We start from the raw sequence: 24,777 nt of genomic DNA on the forward strand, positions 1-24,777 counted from the left end.
GACCCCATGACCCAGACCCCCGGCCCGGGCACGGCCCCGGACTCGCACCACCACTTCTCCGCACACACGACGAAGGACTCCACCACCGTGCACCCCACCGCGCAGAACACCCGCCCCGCCGACACGATCGCCGAGCGCATCAGCGGGGGCCAGGCCTATGCCGCCACCTTCGGGGGCCAGGCCACCCCGTGGCGCTCCACCCTCGATGAGCTGGTGTCCCTGGACCGCGACCTGGCGACCACCCTGGTGGGGGTCGACGAGGCGGTCTCCCGGCGCCTGGCGCCGGTGGCCACCGACCTGCTGACCATCACCCCGCGCGGCTCGCGGCTCCTGGACGACCAGGCCGCGCCGCTGGCCCCGGCCCACCGCACCGCCGCCGACGGCGCCGATGTCTCGGTACCCGGGATCCTCATGGCCCAGCACGCGGTCCTGGCCTCCCTGGCGGGGGCGGGCCTCGACATCACCGCCCACGCCCCGGTCACCGCCGTCGGCCACTCCCAGGGGGTGCTGGGGGTGGCCCTGCTGGAGGCGCTCAACGCCGGCAGGGGCGCCGGGGCCGCCGGCAGCGCGGATGACGCCGTCGTTGAGGTCCACGCCATCGCCCGCCTCATCGGTGCGGCGGCCACCCGTACCACCCGCCGCCTGGACCTGGGCACGGTGGGCCAGTCCACGCCGATGCTCTCAGTGCGCGGCGTCACCCGCCCCGTGCTCGACGGCGTCCTGGAGAGGGTCCCCGGCTCGGAGCGGATCTCGGTGGGCGTGACCAACGGCCGCCAGGCCCACATCCTCTCGGGCCGGCCCGCGGACCTGGAGCGGGTCGTCACCGCCCTGGAGGCGGCCGCCGCCCGCAGCGCCAAGGCCCGCAAGGAGCGGCGCCGCGGCGGGGCCGTCCTGGCCCCGGTCACCGAGTTCCTGGCCACCTCCGTGCCCTTCCACACCCCCCTGCTGGCCCCGGCCGTTAAGGACGTGGCCGCCTGGGCACAGGCCTGCGGCCTGGACGGCGAGCTGGCCCGCAGCCTGGCGCAGTCCGTGCTCATCGACCCCGTCGACTGGCCCGGCCTGGTCACCTCCGCCCTGGGCCTGGACGCCCGCGTCGGCCAGAGCGGCCAGGACGGCCAGGCCCAGGTGCGCACCGTGCTCGACCTGGGCCCCGGCGGCGTGCTCGCGCGCCTGACCGAGGCCGTGGTGGCCGGCACCGGCACCACCGTCGTGCCCGCGGGCACCGCCAAGGACATCGACGGCCTCGACCGCCCCGGCACCGCCCCGGCCGCGGCGGTGGACCGCTCCCGCTTCGCCCCCCGCCTGACGCGCCTGCCCGACGGGCGCCTGACCCTGGATACCGCCTTCACCCGCCTGACCGGCCGCAGCGCCGTCCTGCTGGCGGGGATGACACCCACCACCGTGGACCCGGCCATCGTGGCCGCGGCCGCCAATGCCGGCTACTGGGCCGAGCTGGCCGGTGGCGGCCAGACCACCCCCGCGGTGCTGGCCGAGAACCTCCAGGGCCTGGAGCAGGCCCTGGAGCCGGGGCGCACCGCCGCCTTCAACGCCATGTTCATGGACCGCTACCTGTGGAACCTCCACCTGGGCACCCAGCGCCTGCTGTCCAAGGCCCGCGCCGGGGGCGCCCCGGTGGACGGGATCGTCATCTCCGCGGGCATCCCCGAGCTGGAGGAGGCCACCGCCCTGCTGGCCCGCCTCCACGCCGAGGGCTTCCCCTACATCGCCTTCAAGCCCGGGACCGTCGACCAGATCCGCCAGGTCCTGGCCATCGCCCGCGCCGTGCCCGAGTCCCCGGTCATCATCCAGATCGAGGACGGGCACGCCGGGGGCCACCACTCCTGGGAGGACCTCAACACGATGCTCCTGGCCACCTACGACGCCATCCGCGCCGTGGACAACGCGGTCCTGGTGGTCGGCGGCGGCATCGGCACACCCGCCAAGGCGGCCGACTACCTCACCGGCCGCTGGGCCCTGGCCTACGGCACCGCCGCCGCCCCCGTGGACGGCGTCATGATCGGCACCGCCGCCATGACCTGCCTGGAGGCCAAGACCAACGACGATGTCAAGCAGCTGCTCGTCGACACCCCCGGCATCCCCGAGGACTCCGGGGTCGAGGGCGGCTGGGTGCCCTCGGGCGAGTCCATCGGGGGCATGACCTCGGGCCTGTCCCACCTGCGGGCCGACCTCTACGAGATCGACAACTCCTCGGCCCGCGCCTCCCGGCTCATCCAGGAGCTGGCCGGGGACGACGCCGCCATGACCGAGCGCCGCGAGGAGATGATCGAGGCGCTGGCCAAGACCGCCAAGCCCTACTTCGGCGACGTGGAGGAGATGACCTACCTGGAGTGGGCCACCCGCTACGCCGAGCTGTGCGTGGCCCCCCACACCGGGCGCGGCGCCGTGGAGTCCGACTGGGCCGATGAGGGCTGGTACGACCGCTTCCTGGACCTCATGCGCCGCATCGAGGCCCGCCTGGCCCGGGCCGACCACGGCCGGATCCCCACCCTCTACGCCGACCATGAGGCCGTCATCGACTCCGATGACGCCCTGGCCCGTCTGGCGCAGCACTACCCCTCGGCAGCCACCACCCGGGTCGAGCCCGCCGACGCCGCCTGGTTCGTGGACCTGTGCCGCAAGCACCCCAAGCCCGTGCCCTTCGTGCCGGTGCTCGACGCCGACATCCTGCGCTGGTGGGGCACCGACTCCCTGTGGCAGTCCCAGGACCCGCGCTACACCGCCGACCAGGTGCGCATCATCCCCGGCCCCGTGGCCGTGGCCGGCATCACCACCGTCAACGAGCCGGTGGGCGACCTGCTCGGCCGCTTCGAGACCGCCGCCATCGAGGCCCTCCAGGCCGGCGGCACCCCCGAGCACCGGGCCGCCGGGCGCCTGGGCGCGGCCCCGGCCGTGGCCGACGGCTCCCTGGTCTCCCCGGTGGCCGACGCCTCCGAGCTGGTCCGGGTCACCCCGCACGTGCTGTGGAACGGCCACCTGACCGTCAACCCCGCCACCGTGCTGTCCCAGGACGCCTACACGGTGGTGGCGCGCCCCGACGTCGCCGAGGACGCCTACGACCTGGACATCAACCTGGACACGCACTGGGACGGCACTCCCGGCGGGGAGTCCATCCACGCCGTGCGCCGCCTCGTGGTGCCCCTGCGCCTGGCCCGCGCCTGGGACGGGGCCGCCCCCCTGGTGGACCCCGAGCGCATCAGCGACACCATGAACGACCTGCTGCGGGCCACCGCGGGCGTGGGGGCGGTGTCCATCACCGGCGACCACGTCGAGCACCTGCCCCAGGTGCGCACCGCCGTGGCCGGTGCCACCGACGCCCTGGGCCGCCCGGCCACCCAGCCCTTCGGCACCATCCACGGCTCCTTCACCCTGGCCCCCACCCTGGGCCACGACCACGCCTCGGTGACCGCCGACGCCCTGCCCGCGGACCTCTCGGCCGCGCCGCTGGTGCCCGACGCCCTGCTGGGCCCGTGCTGGCCGGTGGTCTACGCCGCCCTGGGCTCGGTGGTCGAGGACGGCATGCCGCTCATCGAGGGCCTGCTGGGCGCCGTCCACCTGGACCACACCGTGGACCTGCACCTGACCCTCCACCAGCTCCAGGCCGCCGCGCAGACCAGCCCCACCATCACCGTCACCGGCTGGGTGGCCGCCCTGGAGGAGTCCAGTGCCGGGCGCGTGGTCGACGTGCGCCTGGAGCTGACCGACGCCGCCGACGGCACCCTGGTGGCGCTCATGCGCGAGCGCTTCGCCATCCGCGGGCGAGCCTCGGGCAGCGCCGTGCCCTCCGCACCCGAGCTGGCCGGGGGAACCGGCCGGGAGACCGCCCCCGCGGCCCGCCGCATCCTGCGCCGCACCACCGTCACCGCCCCGGCGGACATGACCGCCTTCGCCCGCGTCACCGGCGACTTCAACCCGATCCACACCTCCTACCACGCCGCCCGCGTGGCCGGGATGGAGGCCCCCCTGGTCCACGGCATGTGGCTGTCGGCCACCGCCCAGCAGGTGGCGGCCTCCACCGCCGCCGACGGCTCGCGCCACGTCCTGGCCGGCTGGACCTACGTCATGACCGGCCCGGTGGAGCTGGGCGACGAGGTCGAGGTGACCGTCGAGCGCACGGGCCTGGTGGTGGGCGGCGGCTACGTCCTGGAGGTCGTGTGCCGCATCGGCGGGGAGGTCGTCTCGCGCGGCACCGCCGTGACCATCCCCGAGCCCACCGCCTACATCTACCCCGGTCAGGGCATCCAGGCCGCCGGCATGGGCCTGGACGAGCGCGCCTCCTCCAAGGCGGCCCGCGAGGTCTGGGACCGCGCCGACGCCCACACCCGCTCCGAGCTGGGCTTCTCCGTCATCAACCTCGTGCGGGACAACCCCACCGAGATGACCGCCCGCGGCGTGACCTACCGCCACCCCGAGGGCCTGCTCAACCTCACCCAGTTCACCCAGGTGGCCCTGGCCACCGTGGCCATGGCCACCACCGCGCGCCTGGCCGAGGCCGGGGCCCTGGTCGAGGGCGCGGCCTTCGCCGGGCACTCCCTGGGGGAGTACACGGCGCTGAGCGCCTACGGGCGCGTCATGCCGGTGGAGACCACCATCTCCATCGTCTTCCAGCGCGGCTCGACCATGCACTCCCTGGTGCCCCGTGACGCCGAGGGCGCCTCGAACTACCGCATGGGCGCCCTGCGCCCCAACCAGGCGGGCATCGGCGCCGATGAGGTCGAGGACTACGTGGCCTCCATCGCCGAGGCCAGCGGGGAGTTCCTCCAGATCGTCAACCACAACCTGGCCGGCGTGCAGTACGCGGTGGCCGGCACCATCAAGGGCCTGGACGCCCTGGCGGCCGACGCCCGCGCCAAGGCCAGGGCCCGCGGCGGGAAGAACCCCTTCATGCTCGTCCCGGGCATCGACGTGCCCTTCCACTCCGAGGTGCTGCGCCCCGGCGTCCCGGAGTTCCGCGGCCGCCTGCTCGAGCTGGTGCCCCAGGACCTGGACTACGAGCGGCTCGTGGGCCGCTACGTGCCCAACCTCGTGGCCCGGCCCTTCGCCCTGACCCAGGACTTCGCCCGCTCGATCCTCCAGGTGGTGCCCTCCGAGCCGGTCGAGGAGATCCTGGCCGACTGGGACAACCGCGCCAAGGACCCCGTCGAGTTGGCCCGCCAGCTGCTGGTCGAGCTCCTGGCCTGGCAGTTCGCCTCCCCGGTGCGCTGGATCGAGACCCAGGACGTCCTGCTGGCCTCCCCGGCCGAGGGCGGCATGGGCATCGAGCACGTCGTGGAGGTGGGCCTGGCCAACTCCCCGACGCTGGCCAACCTGGCCAAGAACACGCTGCTGCTGCCGCGCCACGCCGGGCGCCACGTCGTGGTGCACAACGCGCGCCGCGACGAGGCCCGCGTCCTGGCCACCGACACCGACCCGGCCGTGGAGCTGGCCGAGCCCGACTTCGAGGTCCCCGCGGACGCCGAGTCCCCTGCTGCGGCCCCTGCGCCCGCGGAGTCCCCGGCGCCCGCCGCCGAGGCCCCCGCCCCGGCCCCGCAGGAGGCGGCCGCCCCTGCCGCCCCGGCGGCGGCTGCGGGCCCGGTGGAGGACATCGCCTTCACCGCCACCGACGCCCTGACGGTGCTGCTGGCCCACGCCTCGCGCATCCGCCCCGAGCAGATCGGCGCCACCGACACCACCGAGACCCTGACCAACGGGGTGTCCTCGCGGCGCAACCAGCTCCTCATGGACCTGGGCACCGAGCTGGAGCTGGCCTCCATCGACGGCGCCGCCGACGCCGACATGACCGCCCTGTCCGCCACAGTCGCCAAGGGCGCCCCGGGATACAAGGCCTTCGGCCCGGTCCTGACCGAGGCCATCCGGGTGGGCCTGGCCCGCATCCTGGGCCCCTCGGGGGTGCGCGCCTCGCGCATCGCCGACCGCGTCACCGGAACCTGGGCCCTGGGCCCGGGCTGGGTCTCCCACGTCACCGCCGCCATGTTCCTGGGCACCCGAGAGGGCGCCTCCATGCGCGGGGAGGACCTGGCCTCCCTGGGCTCCTCGGCACCGCTGACCTCCGGGGGCGCCGTTGACGCCCTCATCGACTCCGCCGTCCAGGCCGTGGCCTCGGCCCAGGGCGTGAGCGTGGCCAAGCCCTCGGCCGGGGGCGGGGCCGGTGGGGCCGTGGTGGACTCCGCCGCCCTGGACGCCTTCGCCGCCACCGTCACCGGCGAGGAGGGCGTGCTGGCCACCACCGCCCGCACCCTCCTGGACGCCCTGGGCCTGAGCGAGAAGGTCACCGTCCCGGCCGACGCCGGGGATGAGGACGCCCGCACCCGGGCCGCCCTGGCGGCCCTGGACGCCGAGCTGGGCAGCGGCTGGGTGGCCTCGGTCACCCCGGCCTTCGCCCCCGAGCGCGCCGTGCTCATCGACGACCGCTGGGCCACCGCCCGCGAGGACATCGCCCGCTTCGGCTCGGGGCAGACCAACCTGGAGGAGGGCCGCCGCCTGCTGGCCCCCGAGCGCTTCGTGGGCCTGGGCCGGGCCGTGGCCGACCAGGCCGCCTGGTGGCGCGACCAGCTGGCCGCCTCCGAGCTGGAGGACGCCTCCCAGCGCGCCGAGCTGCTGGGGGCCATCGCCGAGCGCGCCACCGCCACCGCCCGCAGCGGCGAGGGCACCGTGCGCTGGGCCGACGACGTCGCCGTGGTCACCGGTGTGGCCCCCGGGTCCATCGCGGCCGCCGTCGTCGGGCAGCTGCTGGCCGGCGGCGCCACCGTGGTGGCCACCAGCTCGCGCCTGACCCACGAGCGCCTGGCCTTCGCTACCGACCTGTACCGCGAGCACGCGGCCGCCGGGGCGAGGCTGTGGATGGTGCCGGCCAACCTGTCCTCCTACCGGGACGTGGACGCCCTGGCCTCCTGGATCGGCAACGACCAGGTGGTCACCTCCGGGGGCTCGACCACCGTGGTCAAGGAGGCACTGGTACCCACGCTGCTCTTCCCCTTCGCCGCGCCGCGGGTCTCGGGCACCCTTGCCGACGCCGGGGCCGAGGCGGAGGCTCAGACCCGCCTGCTGCTGTGGAGCGTGGAGCGCTCCATCGCCGCCCTGAGCGCCATCGGCACCGACACGCATGTCGACCACCGCCTGCACGTGGTGCTGCCCGGCTCGCCCAACCGCGGCACCTTCGGCGGCGACGGGGCCTACGGCGAGGTCAAGTCCGCTCTGGACGCCGTGGTCAACCGCTGGTCCTCCGAGCGCGCCTGGGCCCAGCGCGTCACCCTGGCCCACCCGCGCATCGGCTGGGTGCGGGGCACTGGCCTCATGGGCGGCAATGACCCGCTCGTGGCCGCCGTCGAGGCCGCCGGCGTGCGCACCTGGTCCACCGAGGAGATCGCCTCCGAGCTCATCGCCCTGTGCACCCACCAGGTGCGATCCCAGGCCGCCCAGGCTCCCGTCGATGCCGACCTCACCGGCGGGCTGGGCCAGGGCGTGGACCTGGTGGCCCTGCGCGAGAGCGCGGCCGCCCAGGCCGCCGCGCCCCAGGAGCGGACCGAGGCCCCGGCCACCGTGGCGGCCCTGCCCACGCCCGTGGTGCCCACCCAGCCCACCGCCCCCCAGTGGGGCGAGGTGGACGCCGACCTGGACGACATGGTGGTCATCGTCTCCACCGGCGAGGTCTCCACCTGGGGCTCGGCCCGCACGCGCCGCGAGGCCGAGCTGGGCATGAGCGGCGGTGAGGACGTCGAGCTCACCGCGGCCGGCGTCCTGGAGCTCGCCTGGGGCATGGGCCTGCTGACCTGGCAGGACAGCCCCAAGGCCGGCTGGTACGACGCCGAGGGCGAGCTCGTCGAGGAGTCCGACATCTTCGAGCGCTACCGCGACGAGGTCGTGGCCCGCTGCGGCATCCGCGAGTTCGTCGACGACGGGGTCATCGCCCCCGTGGCCGACGAGGAGGTCACCGTCTACCTCGACCGCGACATCACGCTGAGCGTGCCCGACGAGGCCACCGCCCGCACCATCGAGGCCTCGGCCCCCGAGCACACGCTCGTGGCCCCCGACGCCGAGACGGGGGAGTGGACGGTCACCCGCCTGGCCGGCTCCCTGGCCCGCGTGCCCCGCCGCGCCGCTCTGTCGCGCACCGTGGGAGGCCAGTTCCCGCGCGACTTCGACCCCCAGCGCTGGGGCATCCCCGCCTCCATGGTCCAGGGGATGGACACCATCGCCTCGTGGAACCTGGTCACGGCCGTGGACGCCTTCCTGTCGGCGGGCTTCACCCCCGCCGAGCTGCTGGCCGCCGTCCACCCCTCGGATGTGGCCTCCACGCAGGGGACGGGCTTCGGCGGCATGGAGTCCATGCGCAAGATGTTCGTGGGGCGCCTGCTCGATGAGGAGCGTCCCAGCGACATCCTCCAGGAGGCCCTGCCCAACGTGGTGGCCGCGCATGTCATGCAGTCCTATGTGGGCGGCTACGGCTCCATGGTCCAGCCGGTGAGCGCCTGCGCCACCGCCGCGGTCTCCATCGAGGAGGGCTGGGACAAGATCGCCCTGGGCAAGGCCGATGTCGTGGTGGCCGGTGCCATCGACGATATCTCCATCGAGTCGGTGGTGGGCTTCGGCAACATGAACGCCACCGCCGAGGCCGCGGCCATGCGCGCCAAGGGCATCTCCGACCGGCACTTCTCCCGGGCCAACGACCGGCGTCGTGGCGGATTCGTGGAGGCCGAGGGCGGCGGCACCGTCATCCTGGCCCGCGGCAGCGTCGCAGCCAGGCTGGGCCTGCCGGTGGCCGGCGTGGTGGGCTTCGTCTCCTCCTACGCCGACGGCGCCCACACCTCCATCCCGGCCCCGGGCCTGGGGGCCCTGGGCGCAGGGCGCGGAGGCGTCAACTCGCGCCTGGCCAGGGCCCTGGCGGCCCTGGGAGTGGAGGCCGACGACATCGCCGTGGTCTCCAAGCACGACACCTCCACCAATGCCAACGACCCCAACGAGTCCGAGCTGCACACCCGCCTGGCCCGGGCCCTGGGCCGCTCCGAGGGCAACCCGCTGGTGGCCGTCTCCCAGAAGACGATCACCGGTCACGCCAAGGGCGGTGCCGCGGTCTTCCAGGTCTCCGGCCTGGCCGAGATCCTGGCCACCGGTGTGGCTCCGGGCAACGCCTCCCTCGACGTCGTCGACGCCCCCCTGGAGAAGGACGCCTTCTGGGTGTGGCCGCGCACGCCCATCCGCCTGGCGGGCCGTGGTGGCGCCTCCGGGCGGGTGCCGGGCGCCGGCCCCGTGCGTGCGGGCCTGCTGACCTCGCTGGGCTTCGGTCACGTCTCCGGGCTCATCGCGGTGGTCCACCCCGGCGCCTTCGAGGCCGCCCTGCGCAAGGACGGCGGCCAGGAGGCCGTGGATGCCTGGCTGGCCTCGGCCAATGCCCGCCTGGCCGCGGGCACGCGTCGCCGCCGCGCCGGCATGATCGGCCGGGCCCCGCTCTTCGAGCAGGTCCAGGGCCGTCGCCTGGGCGAGGAGACCAGGCTGCGCGACCCGCACGAGGTCGAGGCCGCCATGCTCCTGGATCCCGAGGCCAGGCTCGGCGCCGACGGCGTCTACCACGCCGGGGAGCACGAGGAGCAGGCCTGAGCCGGCGCCCCTGCTGCTGCGGGAGCGGAGTGCACCGCTCCCGCAGCAGCGCTGCGGCTCGGCTCAGAGCCGCGGGAGGCCGCCCGGTGGGAGCACGGAGGTGAGCATGATGGCGGGTGATGACAGGTGATGGCAGCGAGCGCCGCTGAGCCGCTCATCAGGCCGATGCGCCCCCAGGACGCCGAGCCCGTCACGCGGGTGTGGCACGCCTCCTGGCTGGACACCTACGTGCGGCCCGAGGGGATCAGCGCCCAGGACGCCCAGGCGCGGTGGGCCCCCCGCCTCACCGTTGAGGGCATCGCCCGTCTGGCCGGGCAGATCGAGCGGTCTCGGGCCGACGCGGGTCTCATCTACCTCGTGGCCGAGATGGGGCAGGAGGTGGTGGGCCTGGCCATCGCCGAGCAGCCGCCGGCGGGGGACCAGTACCTGCAGGTCATGTACGTCGCCGCTCGGGCCCGCTGCCATGGCGTGGGTGCGGCCCTCATGCGCGCGGTGCTGGAGTGGGCCGATGCCACCAGGCCGATAGAGCTGGGCGTGGCGGCCTTCAACACCGCCGCCCAGCGCTTCTACACCCGCCACGGCTTCGCGCTGGTTCCCGGCTCGCACCGCCTGTACGACGGGGTGATCCCCGAGGTGGTCATGAGGCGGGCTCCCGGCGGCGCGCCCGGGCGGGGCGGTGCCTGATGCGGCCTGCGCTTCCCGAGCCCCCCGGCGTCGACCCGGGCGCCCGGGCTCCGGGCGCCGGGCTGGACCTGGTGGAGGTGGCCATGCTGGCCGACCAGCTCGGCGTGCCGGGCACCGTCTTCGCCGAGAGGGCCTTCACCGCCCGGGAGCGGCGCGAGTCGCGCCGCCGCTGTGTGGACAAGGGCTCGGCCGAGGCCGAGCACCTGGCGGCGCGGTGGGCCGCCAAGGAGGCCTTCGTCAAGGCCTGGAGCCAGGCGGTGGCCCTGCGGGCCCGCACCAGGGGGGAGCCTGGAGGGCCCCTCATCGCGCCCGAGGACCTGGACTGGCGGCAGATCGAGATGGTCACCGACCGCTGGGGGCGGCCCCGGCTGCACCTCAGCGGGCAGGTGGCCCAGGCCGTGGAGGACAGCCTGGGGCCCGGCAGCGCGCAGGCCGAGAGCTGGCCGGTGTCGGTGACCCACGAGGGCGGCTGGGCCGCGGCCATCGTGCTGTTCCAGCGGCCCTGAGCCCCATGCTGCACATCTTCGGACCGGGGCGCGACCGGATCATGCCGAAAGGCCCGGCTCCGGTGCCCGATCCGGGCCTGAAGATGTGCAGTTATATAACGGATTGAACCGCTGATGTCGCGTACGCTGTCGTCGGCGCCCGTCGATCCGGCGACAGCCTGCTGGTCAACCCGCCTGGGCCACCCCGGAGCGCGTGGGGCGGGCGCCGGAGCCGATCCGTCTGCCCTGGAGGAGGACCTCATGCCTGTGAACAGGTAGGGCCCGACCCTGCCGTCTCCACCTCATCAACTGCAAAGGAGCTGTCATGAGTGATACCACCTTCGAGGCCATGGCAATGGTCATCTACTTCGTGGCCATGATCATGATCGGGCTGTGGGCCTATGTGCGGACCAACAGTATCGACGACTACATGCTGGCCGGCCGCGATCTCAACCCCTTCGTGGCGGCGCTGTCCGCCGGTGCCTCGGACATGTCCGGATGGCTGCTCATGGGCCTGCCCGGGGCCCTGTACGCCTCGGGCCTGGTCGAGGCCTGGATCGCCATCGGCCTGACCGTGGGCGCCCTGGTCAACTGGATCGTGGTAGCGCCACGACTGCGCACCTACACCGAGGTCGCCGATAATGCGATCACCATCCCCAGCTTCCTGGACAACCGCCTCCACGACTCGCGCCACCTCCTGCGCTGGGCCGCCGGCATCATCATCCTGGTGTTCTTCACCTTCTACGTCTCCTCGGGCATGGTCGCCGGAGGCAAGTTCTTCGAATCCTCCTTCGGCATGGACTACCGCCTGGGGATGACGCTCGTGGCCGCCATCACCGTGCTCTACACCCTCGTGGGCGGATTCCTGGCCGTGTCGTGGACCGACCTGGTCCAGGGAATCATGATGGTCGCCGCCCTCATCGCCGTGCCGGTGGTCGGTGTCATGCACGTGGGCGGTGTCGGTGAGGTGGTCTCCGCCGTGCGCTCCGTGGACGCCGACTACTGGGCCCTGGTGGGCCCCAGTGTCTCGGTCATCGGCGTCATCTCCGCCATCGCCTGGGGCCTGGGCTACTTCGGCCAGCCCCACATCATCGTGCGCTTCATGGCCATCCGTTCCCCGCGCGAGGCCATCCAGGGCGGCATCATCGGGATCAGCTGGATGCTCTTCGCCGTGCTGGGCGCCATCGGCACCGCAGTGGTCGGCGTGGCCATCTACGCCCGCGACCCCGAGAGGCTCGCCGACCCCGAGACCGCCTTCATCACCCTGGGCCAGCTGCTCTTCCACCCCCTGGTGGCCGGCTTCATGCTCGCCGCGATCCTGGCGGCCATCATGTCCACGATCTCCTCCCAGCTGCTGGTGACCAGCTCCGCCCTCGTCGAGGACCTCTACCGCACCGTGCGCAAGGGCGAGCTGGCCTCCTCCCACCTGGTCATCGCCTCGCGCACCGCGGTCCTCCTCGTGGCCGTCATCGCCGCCCTCATGGCCTGGACGCCCAGCGACACCATCCTGGCGCTGGTGGCCTTCGCCTGGGCCGGCTTCGGCGCCTCCTTCGGGCCCACCATCCTGCTGTGCCTGTACTGGAGGAGGCTGACCCCGGCCGGCGCCCTGGCGGGCATGATCACCGGCGCCGTCCTGGTGGGGCTCTGGGGAAATATCGACGGCGGCCCCGGAGGCGTCTTCGACCTCTACGAGATCCTGCCGGGATTCCTGGGCAACCTCGCGGTGGCCTGGGGCGTGTCCCGCCTGGGCGAGCCGGACGCCGCGGTGGAGGAGGAGTTCGCCAGCGCCGTGCGCGCCACCCGGGTCTGAGGCCGTCACCGGCCCCAAGCGCCCCGAGGGTGCTGTGACCACGCCCATAATCACCGGGTGTGCAGTCCCTCGGCACGGTGGTTGTAGCCTTGCCCCAGCAACGTGCTCCGGGGTCGGTGAAAGTCCGAACCGGCGGTGAGAGTCCGCGACCCGGTCGCCGTGCAGCCCGCAGGGCGGCCGGTGGCCGGCTGAGCCGGTGGAACTCCGGCACCGACGGTGAGAGTCCGGAAGGGAGGAGGCACGGGGCGCCCGGGCACGCCTGTGCCTCCAGGGACGGGATGCACCATCGGCCCACGCCGATCCGCGTGCCGCCTCCCGTGGGCGCCCGTGACGCGCATGCGCCGGCCAGAGGCGCATCGCGGGCCCCGGACTCGCCCGGGGGTGAGCGCCCCCGGGAACGGACCGGGAGGAGCTCTCATGAGCGCAACCAGCACCGTGACCGGGGAGCCCCCCGCGCCCGGCCCGCTGGGCTCGGCCAGGCGGCCCCGACGCGAGCGCGCCGAGGGCCGCAGGCCCTGGCCCGCCCTGCTGCTGGGCATGCTCATCATCGCCTCCTGGCACCTGGTCACCATCTGTCGGATCCTGCCCGAGGTCTTCCTGCCAGGCCCCCTGCCCGTGGCCGAGCGGCTGTGGCTGTCCCTCACCCGCGCCGGCCTGCTGGGCTACGCCTGGGTGACCATCCGTGAGGCGCTCCTGGGATGCCTGCTCGCCGCAGGCCTCGCCCTGCCGCTGGCCTGGGCGCTGCACCACTGGCCCCTGTTCTCCCGGGCCGTGCTCCCCTATGTGGCCGCCAGCCAGGCCGTGCCGGCCATCGCCGTGGCCCCCCTGCTGGTGCTGTGGGTCGGCTACGGCACCACGCCCGTGGTCGTGCTGTGCGCCTTCATGGTCTTCTTCCCCATCACCGCCACCGTCCTGCTGGGCCTGCGCGGACTGGACACCGACATCATCGACGCCGCCCGGCTCGACGGCGCCCACGGGTGGTCCATGGTCCTGCACATCGAGCTGCCCATGACCCTGCCCGCCATCCTGGCGGGCCTGCGCACCGGCTTCACCCTGTCCATCACCGGGGCCGTCGTCGGCGAGATGACCATGGGGGGCACCGGGCTGGGCATGACCCTGGCCTCCCAGCGCGACGCCGTGGACACCACCGGCCTGTTCGCCACCATCGTGCTGCTGTGCGCCCTGGCCACCACCATCCACTGGCTCCTGTACTCCCTGGAGCGCCGCAGCCGCACCGTCAGGGCCCTTCGCGGGCGGGGCGCCACCTGAACGCCCCGCCCGAGAGCCCGCCACCCCGCATCCACGATCAAGGAGAGCCGACATGACCCGCCCCAGCGCTCGCGCCCTGCCCCACCGCCCCGCCCCATCCGCGCCGTCGTCCGCTGCCGGTCCCATGACCCCCCGGCGCCGGCTCCTGGCGGGGGGCCTGGTCCTGGGTGCTGGCGGCCTGCTCGCCGCCTGCTCCTCGGGCACCGCCTCCCGCGCCGCCTCGGGCGCGGCGCAGGGCCTGACCCTCGGGCTGACCTACACGCCCAATATCCAGTTCGCCCCCTTCTACCTCGCCCAGAGCCAGGGCAAGTACGCGCCCTCGGTCGAGCTGCGCCACCACGGCGCCCAGGAGGGGCTCTTCGACGCCCTCCAGGCCGGCACCGAGCAGCTGGTGGTGGCCGGGGCGGATGAGGCGGTGGTGGCCACCTCCAACGGCTCGGATCTGGTCGTCGTCGGCGGCTTCTACCAGGCCTACCCCGTGTGCATCATCGTGCCGCAGGACTCCCCGATCACCACCCCCGCCGACATGGCCGGGCGCACCGTGGGCCTGCCCGGCCGGCTGGGGGAGAACTGGTACGGCCTCCAGCTGGCCATGGACGGTGCCGGGCTCACCGAGGAGGACCTGACCATCCAGGAGATCGGCTACACCCAGCAGGCGGCGCTCGTGGGTGGGAAGGTCGATGCCATCATCGGCTACTCCAACAACGACGCCGTCCAGATCAGGCAGTCGGGCACCCCGGTGCGCACCATCGCCGTGGCCGAGGATGTGCCCCTCATCGGCGCCTCCCTGGTCACCTCCCGCGCCGTGCTCCAGGAGCGCCGGGAGGACCTGGCCGACGCCGTCATCGCCTCGACCGACGGCATGTCCGCCTTCGTCAAGGACCCCGATGCGGCCGTCAAGGCGGCTGCGGCCCACGTCCCTGACCTGGTGGAGGCCACCCAGGCCGCCCGCGCCCGGGAGGTGGCGGTGGCCACCGGCGAGCTCATCCGCCCCAGCAGCGAGACCGTCATCGGGGAGCTGTCCCACGATCGCGTGGCCACGATGGTCGACTTCCTGGCCGGTCACGGCCTGCTGGGATCCACCCCGGTCAGTGCCGAGGAGGCGGCCGTCTCCCTGACGGGGGAGTGAGCGCCGGGGCCGGGGCCCTCGGGCCCGGCCCTACAGGCGACAGGCCAGGAGCGAGGAGACGAGGATGGCCCGAGCGCCGACCTCGTAGAGCTCGTCCATGATGCGGTTCATATCCGCCCGGGGGACCATGGCCCGCACGGCCACCCAGTCGGGGTTCTGCAGGGGGGAGACGGTGGGTGACTCGATGCCCGGGGTCAGGGCGGCGGCCGCATGCAGCCTGTTCATGGGGATGTCGTAGTCCACCAGCACGTAGGAGCGGGCCCGCAGCACCCCCTCCAGGCGGCGCACCAGGGTGGCCAGGGCCGGCTCCTGGCGGTACTGCTCGGTGGTGATGAGCACTGCCTCGCTGGTGAGGATGGGTTCGCCGAAGGTCTCCAGGCCGGCGGCCCGCAGCGTGGTGCCGGTCTCGACGACGTCGGCGATGAGGTCGGCCACACCCAGGTGGACGGAGGACTCCACGGCCCCGTCGAGGTGGACGGTCTGGGCGTTGATGCCCCGTGACGCCAGGTAGCCCCGCACCAGGACGTCGTAGGAGGTGGCCACGCGCATGCCCTCGATCTGCTCCACGGAGGAGACCGTGCCCCGGGGCGCGGCGAAGCGGAAGGTGGAGCGGGCGAAGCCCAGGGGCAGGTGCTCGACGGCCTCCACACCGGAGTCCAGGAGCAGGTCGCGTCCGGTGATGCCCGCGTGGACGGTGCCCTGGCCCACGTAGACGGCGATGTCGCGGGGCCGCAGGAAGAACAGCTCGACCTCGTTGGCCTCATCGACCAGGACGAGCTCGCGCCCATTGCGGCGTGTGCGGTAGCCGGCCTCCTTGAGCATGGTGGTGGCGGGTTCGGACAGGGAGCCCTTGTTGGGCACGGCGATACGCAGCACGGCGGTTCCTGACTATCGAAGGCGGGCCCGTGGCGGGGCGCCGCAGGCGGGTACGAGGGATCGAGCTGGTGCCGCGGTCCGGGCCGGCAGGGCCCGCGCGGCCCCGGTCCTAGAGGTGGTTGTAGACGTCCTGGAGGGTGTAGCCCTTGGCGATCATCATCACCTGGGCGTGGTAGAGCAGCTGGCTGATCTCCTCGCAGGCGGCCTCATCGGACTCGTGCTCGCAGGCCATCCAGGCCTCGGCGGCCTCCTCCACGAGCTTCTTGCCGATGAAATGGACACCCCGGTCGAGCTCCTCGACCGTGCCCGACCCCTGGGGGCGGGTGGCGGCCTTGTGCTCCAGCTCGGCGAACAGGTCCTCGAAGGTCTTCATGGGCGCAAGGCTAGCGAAGACCTGCGCACAGCCGCCTATCGGTGCCACCAGGTGACCCGGGGGCCTCGTGGCACCGGGGCGCGGGGCGGCCCGGTGGCTCAGGCGCTCTCCCGCACGGCCACATGCCGCGCCCGGGCGATGGCCACCGCCAGCGCCCCGCAGCCGATGATCGCGCTGAGAGCGACGACGGCCACCCACGTGCCGGGGAAGGCGTCGGCGATCCGCATCCAGGCCCAGGGGGAGGCCACCCACAGGGTGGTCTGGGCCAGAACGTCGTTACCGCCGATGATGAGGCCGCTGAGCAGGAGGATGGCGTTGAGCACGATGGAGGCCACCGGCCGGGTGCACATGGCCACCGCCAGGCTCACCGCCACCATCATGAAGGACACCGCGGGCATCACCGCCAGGGCGTACAGGCCCCCGGTGAACGCACCGACGCCGTCGCCGGTGCGCGTCAGGGGCTCGCCGGCCTGGGCCACCAGCCACGCGCACAGCAGCACAGGCACGACCAGCCCACCGCCCAGCCCCATGAGGGAGGCCAGGAGGGGGAGGGGCTCGCGGCGCACGATGAGGCTGCGCCAGGGGGCCTGCACCCCCGCCCACAGGGTCATGCCCACCACGGCCGAGGAGATCGGCAGGCCCACCAGTTCCAGCAGTCCCAGGGCGGCGCCGGGGGAGTAGGCGGCGCGCACCACCAGGATGATGAGGGCCAGCAGGGCGCCCAGGGCCAGCCACAGCCTCCACGGCAGGGCCGCGCCCAGGGCCCGCAGGACCGATCGGGCGCCGGCCGGTGCCACGGCCACCGGGCGAGCCGCACGGGCGCCCCCGGCGGCGCGGGCCTGGGCTCCCGTGGGCCCCGGGTGGGCGGGAGGAGCGGGACGGCGTCGGAGCAGGCCATCGGGAGTGGCCGAGCCGAGCAGCGGCCGGTCGCCCAGATGCACGGCGAGGATAGCGCCCACGGCCGTCAGCACCGTCGAGCCCAGGAGCCCGGGCACGACCGGGTAGTGCCAGACGGGGGAGCCCTCCTCCAGGATGACGCTGTTGCCGTGCACGCCCAGTAGGGGCAGCACGGGCCGGGCCGACCAGGTCCAGGGCAGCATCCACCAGGAGGGCTGCTCGGCCTGCACGGCCCCGATCGCGGACCACACGAAGCCCAGGATGGGGGCCGCGCCGACCGCGACGACCCCGAGGAGGCGGTAGGCGATCATGCCCCAGGCGCTGGCGCCGGTGACGATGATCCACATGAGCACGATGAAGGCCAGGTACCTGGGCCAGGGGCCCCACCCGCTGCCGGCCACCAGGGCGTGGAGGACCACCGGTGCCACCAGGGCCAGCTGGCAGGCCAGGGCCGAGGCACTGAGGATCCCGAGGCGGGCGGCCAGGACTCGGCGGGGGCTCACGGCCCGCCAGGCGGTCCCGCCCTGGCGCCAGCGCTCCTCGCGCCACTGGGCCATGACGCCGACGAGCAGGCCCAGGGGGATGGCGAAGCCCACCGGGTAGAAGTGCATCCAGCCCAGGGCGTTGCCGTTCCAGGCCACCTCCGCGACGACCCCCTGGCTGATCGTCGAGCGGGCCAGGAGGAGGGTGTGGACGGTGAAGACAAGGGTCGCGCCGATGACGCCCCAGGTGAAGGTCCGCCGCGAGCGCAGCGCCTCGGCGCGCAGCAGGCTGGGCATGCCGACCTGGGTGCCGGCGGTGGGGCGGGTCGCGGCGCTCATGGGGCCACCTCCGTGCTCCCGGCGCCCACGGCCGCCAGGAAGGCGGCCTCCAGGGCCTGGGGGTCGTGCGTGCCGGCGAAGGACTCCAGGGGCCCCTCGTAGACCAGCGCACCTGAGGCCAGCACCCCCAGGTCGTCGCACATGTGGGCGATCTCCCCGAGCTGGTGGCTGGAGACCACCAGGGTGCGGCCCTGGCGGGCCAGGGTGCGCACGAGGTCGCGCAGCTCGATGATGCCGCGGGGGTCCAGACCGTTCTGGGGCTCATCGAGGATGAGGACCTGGGGGTCTGTCAGCAGCGCCATGGCCAGGGACAGTCGTACCTTCATCCCGGTGGAGAAGGCGCCGGCCCGCTTGCGGCCCGCGTCCTGGAGCCCCACGTACTCCAGGAGCGGGTCGATGACCGCGGGGGAGACACCGGTCAGGCGGCAGTGGACGAGCAGGTTGCGGCGGGCGCTGAGCTGGGGGAAGAGGGCGGGGCCGTTGACGGAGGCCCCCACCTGGCCCAGGCTCTGGCGCGTCAGGGGATGGCCCTGGATCTCCACTGCTCCGGCGTCGGGGCGCAGCAGGCCCAGGGCGATGTTGAAGGCGGTGGACTTGCCGGCGCCATTGAGGCCCAGCAGGCCGTAGACCCGCCCGGGGTGGGCGGTGAGGCTCAGGCCGTGGAGGACCTGCTGACGGCCGAAGGACTTGCTGATACCGATCAGCCGGAGTCCGGGCGGTAGGGGTGCAGGGGGGTCGGAGGGCTGCCGCGGCGGTGCGGTACGCAGTGCATGTCTCATGCCATTGATGCTCCCGCGGCGCCGGGGGTCGGCGTATCCCCACCAGGGATACGATCGCCTGCCTGCTCCCGGTGCCCTACTCCTCCCCAGGGAGGAGGAGTAGGGCGCTGATCCGGGCCTGCGGCGGTGGGATGCGGGGCGGGTGGAGCGCGGTGGGGGCCGGTGCGCGCAGGCGCGGGCGCTGGGGAGGCTTGCCCCGCCAGCCTCGTAACCCCGCTGTGATCTATTTGCTAGCGTGTGCGCCGTGATCCCTCAGCTTCGTCGAGTCGGCCAGCGCGCGGCCATCTACGCCCTCGTTCGCCAGGAGATGCTCGCTGAGGTCCTGGAGCAGCAGTTGGGGGAGTACGACTGGAGTGTGGACCTGCGCGCCCGGCGCTTCGTGTTCAGCTCCGAACGCGGCAGGATCACGGCGACCGGCCAGGTGCTGGCCTCCATCGCGCTCAACCCGGCCTCCCTGCTGTGGGGCTTCGCCGCGCCCTTCGCCCCCTACGTGGGGCAGAACTCGGCCGCCTCCCGCATCTCGATCTTCGGCGCCCGCCACGGCCTGGAGGTCTTCCAGCGCGAGGAGGTCGGCTACGCGATCGAGCCGGGGGAGAACCAGGTCGAGCTCGTCACGACCCTGTCCCACGATGTGGGGATGGCCGCCACGGAGATCTTCGGCCCCAGGATCCTGTACTACTCGGGGGCCACGGGCACCGCTGGCTCCCGGCAGGTCTTCCTCCTGGAGGACCTCTCGGTGCCCCTGCCCGACCTGACCCTCAACCGGCTCTTCCCCTCCCTGACCCGCTACGTCATGGCGGTCGATGACATCGACTGGTCACTGCACGGGCTGGTCCACCTCATGCCGGGCTGGTCCCTGAGCCGGGAGGATGCGGGGGCCACCACCGGCTACCACATCGCCAACACCACGGGGCAGTCCTACACCCTGTCGGTGACCCGCAACGACCAGGGCGAGATCGCCAACGTCTTCATGTCCTGACCGCGCTTGCGGCCCGCCCCCGGCACCGCTCCTCGGCATCCCTCATCCAGCACGGCCGGGCAGGGGGACCAGGCCGGTGGCGAAGGCGTGGATGATCAGCTCGACCCTGTTGGTGCACCCCGTCTTGCCCAGGATCGCCTTGACATGGGTCTTGACGGTGGACTCGGCCAGGTAGAGCCTCTGCGCGATCCCGGCATTGGCCAGACCCTGGCACACCAGGGCCAGGACGGCCTCCTCACGCCGGGTCAGGGGCTCGTAGAGCCCAGGGACACCGCTGCCGGCCTCATCACCGCCCGCCTGGAGCGCAGGGACGACGGCGCCCGTCGGGCCACCGGCCGCCCCGCTCTCCGTCCCGTCATCGGCGTCGGGCGTCATCCTCCCTCCCTCAACGGCCCGCCCGCCCGGTGCCGGTGCCTCCAGATGGGCCAGGACCGTGCCCGTGACCGCGGGGTCCAGCCAGGACCCGCCCTGGGCGACCACCCGGATCGCCTGGAGCAGGACCTGGGGGGAGGCGTCCTTGAGCAGGAAGCCGTTGGCGCCCGCGCGCAGGGAGGACAGCACCAGCTCCTCGTCGTCGAAAGTGGTCAGCACCAGGATGGGCAGGCCCGCGGTATCCGGGTGGCCGCGCAATGCGGCAATGGCGCTGACCCCGTCCATGATCGGCATCCGCAGATCCATGAGCACCACGAGGGTGGGGGCCGGGCCGGGCTCCTGGCCGGCGGCGGTGAGCCGCTCGACCGCCTCCTGCCCGTTGGCGGCCGTGAGGACCACCTCCATGTCCTCCTGGGCAGTGATGAGCGAGCTGAAGGCGGAGACGAGCAGCTGCTGGTCGTCGACCACAGCCACGGCGATGGGCCTGGTTCGGGGACTGCCCGGCATCTCACCCATCCCCCTCATCCCGGGCGTCTCCAGACCTCCCGGTGGTATCCGCCGCGGCGTCGGCGGGCTGGTCGACGGGGAAGGAGGCCACCAGTCGGAAGCCCGCTGCGCCGTCGAGCTCGATGTTCGAGGTCTCCAGGGCGCCCCCGACCAGCCTCAGCCGCTCCTGGAGGCCGATGAGGCCGCTTCCCGCCGGCCCGCCCGGATCCCCGGGGCGCCCCTGCACGGGCAGGGGATTGACGACCTCCAGGTGGCAGTGGCCCGCATCCTGGCCCAGGCGCACCCGGATCGGGCTCCCTCCGTGCTTGAGCGCATTGGTCATCGCCTCACCCATCAGCCGCACGAGGGTGAGGCGCTGCATCATCGACCACTGCTCGTTCCAGGCCTCCAGCACCTCGGCCTCGGGCAGCTGCGCGCTCACCTGCCGCCCGGCGCTGCGGGCGGAGCCCACGAACTCGGGCACGGTGAGCAGGTCGGCCAGGGGAGCGGCGTCCTGGGCCTGGGAGCGCAGGGCCCGCACCAGCTCGCGCACCGAGTCCAGCGAGGTGCTGGCCGTGCCATGCACGGACTCCAGGGCGCTGCGCATCTGCTCACCGCCTCCCAGGGCCAGGCCGGTGGAGGCCTGGACGGTGACCGCGGTGAGGCTGTGGCCCACTAGGTCGTGCAGCTCGCGGGCCATGCTCAGGCGCTCGGCGGCGGTGGCGGCCAGCGCCGCGGCCCGGAGCTCCTGGGCGTGGGACTCGGCCGCCCGCCGTCGCGCCGAGGCGTGCAGGTAGGTGAGGATCACCGTGCCGACGAAGACCAGGGAGATGAGCAGGAGGGGGCCCAGCGCCGGGCCCGGTCCCGTGGTCTGGACCCTGGCGGCCGTGATGGTGGCGGGATTGACCACCGCACCGGCCAGGGCCAGGAGGAGGGCGGCAGCGCCCCACCGGCGGTCGGCCTCCCACCGGGTGACTGCGTGGAGGCTGGTCACCGCGGTGATGATGATCGGGTCCAGCCCCAGGTTGACCGGGGAGAGCAGGACGAGGAGGGCGTAGGCGGCCAGCATGGCGTAGGTGGCGATGAGCGCCACGCGCAGGTGGCGCAGCCGCAGGAGCTGCAGGAGGGCCAGGACCAGGCTGAGCCCGAAATTGAGGGTGTAGACCGGGTAGGGACCGTAGTTCAGGATGAAGTCGAGGTTGCGGCAGGACACCACCAGGAAGAACAGGCCCCAGGCGAGGTCCACGGCGGCCAGGCCCCCTCGGGCGGCTCCCGGTGGGACCGTGCGGCAGTGCTGGCGCCAGTCGTAGGGCGAGGCTCCGGGCTCGGCGGCCTCCAGCAGGGCGGTCATGGCCGCCCTGCCTCGGGCTCTGCGGCCTCCAGCAGGCCCCGGGCGCACCGTCCGGCCGCGGCGGCGGCCAGGAAGGCGGCCGCATCCTCCTCCAGGCCCCGGCCCATGGTGGACATCCGCATCCCGGTGGCCTCCTGGGCCGCCCGCAGCGCCTCCATGAGGCCGGTCGTGGGCACGGGCACCAGTCGGTGCCGGCCGGCTCCGGGCCGCGGGGCGCACAGGTTCCGGGCCTGCTCATCGACCTGCGCGCCCAGGGCGCCGTCGAGCTGGGGGACGGCGATATCCGCGGCCGCCAGCGCCACCCGCCCGTAGGCGGTCATCGAGTGGTGGGACACGCCCCGGTGGCGGTCGCGCGCATCGGCCTGGGAGATCCGCAGGCAGGCCACCGGCCGGCCCCCCAGGGCGGCGACGGCGTTGATCGCCTCGCCGCAGGCCACCCCGGAGAAGCCCCAGGGGGTGTCGGTGCCCAGGTTCCCCGGCCCCTGGATGACCACGGCCACCTGCGCGCCCAGGACGTGGCGGGCGGCGAGCAGCGCGTTGTGCACGGTGACGGCCTCGATGTCCCCGCCCCAGGCCTGCCCCGCGCTGACGGTGCCGGCGAGCCAGCCTGCCCGCCGCAGCCCGGCCACAGTGCGCGAGTAGGGCAGCGGCAGGGCGCCGCCGTCGGTCATGATGTAGGCGGTCCGGGGCGCCTGCGGGGCGGTGGGGGCGCGCAGGCCCGCCAGGATCGCGGGCAGGCAGGAGTGCAGGTCGGCCACCACCACCGGCATGCCCTCCAGGCCCAGGGCGCCGATCGGCGCGCTGAGCAGGGGGTGGTGGGCGGTGCCCTGCTCATCGATGCCGGTGACCATCACCTGGTCGGGCATGTAGCGGGCCTTGACCAGGTGGCCCTCCCGGGGGGCGTCCGGGGGCAGCACATCCAGGCGGGCGGCCACCATGGCGTGCCCGCCGGTGCCCAGGCCCCGGTCGAGGGCGGAGACCTCCAGGCGCAGGCGCTCCCCGGCCTGGGGCACGCCGGTGATCGCCTGGTAGGCCACTGCCCCGATGCGCTCGCCCGGGCCCGGCCCACGGGCATCCTGAGGCGCGTCGGTGATCTCCACCTCCAGTTCCGCGCAGGCCCGCCCCTGCCGGCCCCAGGACCGTCGCAGGCCGATCATCACGCCGTCGCGCCACATCATGCCCACCAGCGTAGCGACCGCCCTGCGGCCGCAGTGGGGTCAAGTCTCTTGGTGTGGTGTTTTTTGGGTTAGGTGGTGAGGGTTATCAGGGGGTGGTTGTCGGGGGTGGTGTGGGTCAGGGTGTGGGTGAGTTGCTGGAGTGAGGTCTGGGATAGGTAGCGGCGTTCGCTGTACTGCCATTCCTCGTGCTGCTCTTGGAGGACGGCGCCGATCAGGCGGGTGACGGACTCGCGGTCGGGGAAGACCTGGACGACGTCGGCGCGGCGCTTGATCTCGCGGTTGAGGCGCTCGATGGGGTTGTTGGACCAGATCTTTTACCAGTGCTCGCGGGGCATCGCGGTGAAGGCGGTCAGGTCGGGCTCGGCGTCAATCAGCATCTGGGCGATGGCGGGCAGCCAGGACTGCAGGGAGTCGATGACCTGCTTGTACTGGGCGGCCACGGCCTGGGGGCTGGTCTGGGCGAAGATGGTGGAGATCAGCGCATTGACAGGCTTGGAGTGGGCCGAGCCCAGGTGCTGGGTGACGTTGCGGGCGAAGTGGACCCGGCAGCGCTGCCAGGCCGCCCCGGGCAGGATCGCCTTGATCGCGGCCTTCAGGCCCGCGTGGGCGTCACTGGTGACCAGCGCCACGCCCAGGGGATCAGCGGTGCTGGCGACCCTCAATCCCCGCTGGCGCAGGGAGCGCAGGAACTCGGTCCAAAAGTCGGTGGTCTCGGCGTCCCCGATGGCCATGCCCAGGATCTCGCGCCGGCCCAGGGCTGATACTCCGGTGGCTACTACCAGGGCCTGGCAGACCACGCGGTGGCCCATGCGCACATCGAGGTAGGTCGCGTCCACGAACAGGTAGGGGAACCAGGAGTGGTCCAGGGGCCGGGTCAGGAACTGGCCCACGCCCTGGTCGATGTCCTTGCAGATGCGCGAGACGCTCGAGCGCGAGATGCCTGACTCGCACCCCAGGGCCTTGACCAGTTCATCGACCTTGCGTGTGGAGACCCCCTCGATCCAGGCCGAGCAGATCACGGCGTACAGGGCCTTATCGACCCTCCTGCGCGGGTTGAGCAGGCTGGGGAAGAACGACCCGGAGCGCAGCTTGGGGATGGCCAGCTCGACCTCTCCGGCAGTGGTGGCCAGTGTCTTGGCTCGCTTGCCGTTGCGCCTGTTGGTGCGCTGCTCGGTGCGCTCATAGCGGCCGGCGCCGATGACCGCGGCCGCCTCGGCATCGATCAGGTCTTGCAGACCGGCTTGCAGCATCCGGCGGAAGACATCGTCATGGGCCAGGTCAGGGTCGGACAGCACTTCCCCGATCAGGGCAGACACGGCAGACTTGTGCGTGGGCATCGTGGGAACACTCCTGGTGAATCTTGGTCGAGAATCTGGGTCCCACGATGCCCACCCCAGCACCCCCGGCTGGCCAAGCCCCGCAGGAATTGCCACCACACTACGAGACGCACCCCAGCCGTAGAACCAGCACTTCCCTAAACCCCGCACGCCAGTGACTGTTGTGGAAACAACAGCAAGCACTGTCATCTCCCTTAATGTCCGGAATGAAGGGTCGCGACAGCGATTCCTTCCATCCCTGACCGCTGGCATCCTCCCGACCTTGCTGGTCGCCGGTGGTGTCGTATCGCTTCAGGATGAGTGCTTCAGGGTGTTGTCGGCAGCACTGGTTTATGCGAC

The 24,777-nt window shown here is 73.2% G+C and carries 14 protein-coding genes, 1 pseudogene and 1 riboswitch; of the genes and pseudogenes, 7 read left to right on the forward strand and 8 right to left on the reverse strand.

Going from position 1 to position 24,777, the window contains the following annotated elements:
- Positions 1-6: 6 nt before the first annotated feature.
- The 6 genes from MANAM107_RS12050 (at position 7) to MANAM107_RS12075 (ending at position 14,989) form a co-directional block, all read left to right on the forward strand.
- Positions 7-9,612 carry a type I polyketide synthase gene (locus tag MANAM107_RS12050; RefSeq protein WP_223909048.1) on the forward strand — a complete coding sequence of 3,202 codons (9,606 nt, stop codon included), beginning with the start codon at positions 7-9 and terminating at the stop codon, positions 9,610-9,612.
- A gap of 129 nt (positions 9,613-9,741) precedes the next feature.
- A complete protein-coding gene (locus MANAM107_RS12055) occupies positions 9,742-10,296 on the forward strand; it encodes a GNAT family N-acetyltransferase (protein ID WP_223909051.1) in 555 nt (184 codons plus the stop codon).
- Entirely contained in the window at positions 10,296-10,802 is a 507-nt protein-coding gene (locus MANAM107_RS12060; protein WP_223909054.1) for a holo-ACP synthase, read from the forward strand. The genes MANAM107_RS12055 and MANAM107_RS12060 overlap by 1 nt, the downstream gene beginning before the upstream one ends.
- 304 nt (positions 10,803-11,106) lie before the next feature.
- Complete coding sequence (putP, locus tag MANAM107_RS12065) at positions 11,107-12,591, forward strand: sodium/proline symporter PutP (RefSeq protein WP_223909064.1); 1,485 nt, start codon at positions 11,107-11,109, stop codon at positions 12,589-12,591.
- Between the two features lie 99 nt (positions 12,592-12,690).
- Positions 12,691-12,836: riboswitch (FMN riboswitch) on the forward strand.
- 172 nt (positions 12,837-13,008) lie between these two features.
- On the forward strand, positions 13,009-13,860 hold the full coding sequence (locus MANAM107_RS12070) for an ABC transporter permease (RefSeq protein WP_223909067.1): 852 nt from the start codon (positions 13,009-13,011) through the stop codon (positions 13,858-13,860).
- Between the two features lie 124 nt (positions 13,861-13,984).
- Positions 13,985-14,989: an ABC transporter substrate-binding protein gene (locus tag MANAM107_RS12075; RefSeq protein WP_223913165.1), complete on the forward strand. Its 1,005-nt coding sequence runs from the start codon at positions 13,985-13,987 to the stop codon at positions 14,987-14,989.
- 30 nt (positions 14,990-15,019) lie between these two features.
- Here the strand turns inward: MANAM107_RS12075 and hisG are convergent, their stop codons facing one another.
- The 4 genes from hisG to MANAM107_RS12095 form a co-directional block, all read right to left on the reverse strand.
- Positions 15,020-15,865 (reverse strand): ATP phosphoribosyltransferase, encoded by an 846-nt coding sequence (hisG, locus tag MANAM107_RS12080; RefSeq protein WP_223909074.1) that lies wholly within the window; start codon positions 15,863-15,865, stop codon positions 15,020-15,022.
- Between the two features lie 109 nt (positions 15,866-15,974).
- On the reverse strand, positions 15,975-16,238 hold the full coding sequence (locus MANAM107_RS12085) for a phosphoribosyl-ATP diphosphatase (RefSeq protein ID WP_223909076.1): 264 nt from the start codon (positions 16,236-16,238) through the stop codon (positions 15,975-15,977).
- A 98-nt stretch (positions 16,239-16,336) separates the two neighbouring features.
- Complete coding sequence (locus MANAM107_RS12090; protein WP_223909079.1) at positions 16,337-17,956, reverse strand: ABC-2 family transporter permease; 1,620 nt, start codon at positions 17,954-17,956, stop codon at positions 16,337-16,339.
- Entirely contained in the window at positions 17,953-18,735 is a 783-nt protein-coding gene (locus MANAM107_RS12095) for an ABC transporter ATP-binding protein (protein ID WP_223909081.1), read from the reverse strand. The genes MANAM107_RS12090 and MANAM107_RS12095 overlap by 4 nt, the downstream gene beginning before the upstream one ends.
- A 244-nt stretch (positions 18,736-18,979) precedes the next feature.
- Between MANAM107_RS12095 and MANAM107_RS12100 the strand changes: the two genes are divergently transcribed.
- Positions 18,980-19,714: a DUF6882 domain-containing protein gene (locus tag MANAM107_RS12100; protein WP_223909083.1), complete on the forward strand. Its 735-nt coding sequence runs from the start codon at positions 18,980-18,982 to the stop codon at positions 19,712-19,714.
- Positions 19,715-19,756: 42 nt separating this feature from the next.
- Here the strand turns inward: MANAM107_RS12100 and MANAM107_RS12105 are convergent, their stop codons facing one another.
- The 4 genes and pseudogenes from MANAM107_RS12105 to MANAM107_RS12120 form a co-directional block, all read right to left on the reverse strand.
- Positions 19,757-20,593: a response regulator transcription factor gene (locus MANAM107_RS12105; protein WP_223909098.1), complete on the reverse strand. Its 837-nt coding sequence runs from the start codon at positions 20,591-20,593 to the stop codon at positions 19,757-19,759.
- 1 nt (position 20,594) lies between these two features.
- Positions 20,595-21,923, reverse strand: a complete 1,329-nt coding sequence (locus tag MANAM107_RS12110) for a sensor histidine kinase (RefSeq protein WP_223909100.1) — start codon at positions 21,921-21,923, stop codon at positions 20,595-20,597.
- Complete coding sequence (locus tag MANAM107_RS12115) at positions 21,920-23,101, reverse strand: DUF3866 family protein (RefSeq protein WP_223909103.1); 1,182 nt, start codon at positions 23,099-23,101, stop codon at positions 21,920-21,922. Before MANAM107_RS12115 ends, MANAM107_RS12110 begins: the two co-directional genes overlap by 4 nt.
- Before the next feature lie 68 nt (positions 23,102-23,169).
- Positions 23,170-24,438: pseudogene (locus MANAM107_RS12120) on the reverse strand (IS256 family transposase).
- Positions 24,439-24,777: the final 339 nt, after the last annotated feature.

This window comes from Actinomyces capricornis (assembly GCF_019974135.1).
GTDB classification, from domain to species: Bacteria; Actinomycetota; Actinomycetes; order Actinomycetales; family Actinomycetaceae; genus Actinomyces; species Actinomyces capricornis.

Coding starts and splice junctions, on each gene's coding strand:
- MANAM107_RS12105 (WP_223909098.1), bottom strand. CDS start 20,593: ATGCCGGGCAGTCCCCGAACCAGGCCCATCGCCGTGGCTGTGGTCGAC.
- MANAM107_RS12050 (WP_223909048.1), top strand. CDS start 7: ATGACCCAGACCCCCGGCCCGGGCACGGCCCCGGACTCGCACCACCAC.
- MANAM107_RS12110 (WP_223909100.1), bottom strand. CDS start 21,923: ATGACCGCCCTGCTGGAGGCCGCCGAGCCCGGAGCCTCGCCCTACGAC.
- MANAM107_RS12115 (WP_223909103.1), bottom strand. CDS start 23,101: ATGATGTGGCGCGACGGCGTGATGATCGGCCTGCGACGGTCCTGGGGC.
- MANAM107_RS12070 (WP_223909067.1), top strand. CDS start 13,009: ATGAGCGCAACCAGCACCGTGACCGGGGAGCCCCCCGCGCCCGGCCCG.
- MANAM107_RS12095 (WP_223909081.1), bottom strand. CDS start 18,735: ATGAGACATGCACTGCGTACCGCACCGCCGCGGCAGCCCTCCGACCCC.
- MANAM107_RS12060 (WP_223909054.1), top strand. CDS start 10,296: ATGCGGCCTGCGCTTCCCGAGCCCCCCGGCGTCGACCCGGGCGCCCGG.
- MANAM107_RS12085 (WP_223909076.1), bottom strand. CDS start 16,238: ATGAAGACCTTCGAGGACCTGTTCGCCGAGCTGGAGCACAAGGCCGCC.
- MANAM107_RS12055 (WP_223909051.1), top strand. CDS start 9,742: ATGGCAGCGAGCGCCGCTGAGCCGCTCATCAGGCCGATGCGCCCCCAG.
- putP (WP_223909064.1), top strand. CDS start 11,107: ATGAGTGATACCACCTTCGAGGCCATGGCAATGGTCATCTACTTCGTG.
- MANAM107_RS12090 (WP_223909079.1), bottom strand. CDS start 17,956: ATGAGCGCCGCGACCCGCCCCACCGCCGGCACCCAGGTCGGCATGCCC.
- MANAM107_RS12075 (WP_223913165.1), top strand. CDS start 13,985: ATGACCCCCCGGCGCCGGCTCCTGGCGGGGGGCCTGGTCCTGGGTGCT.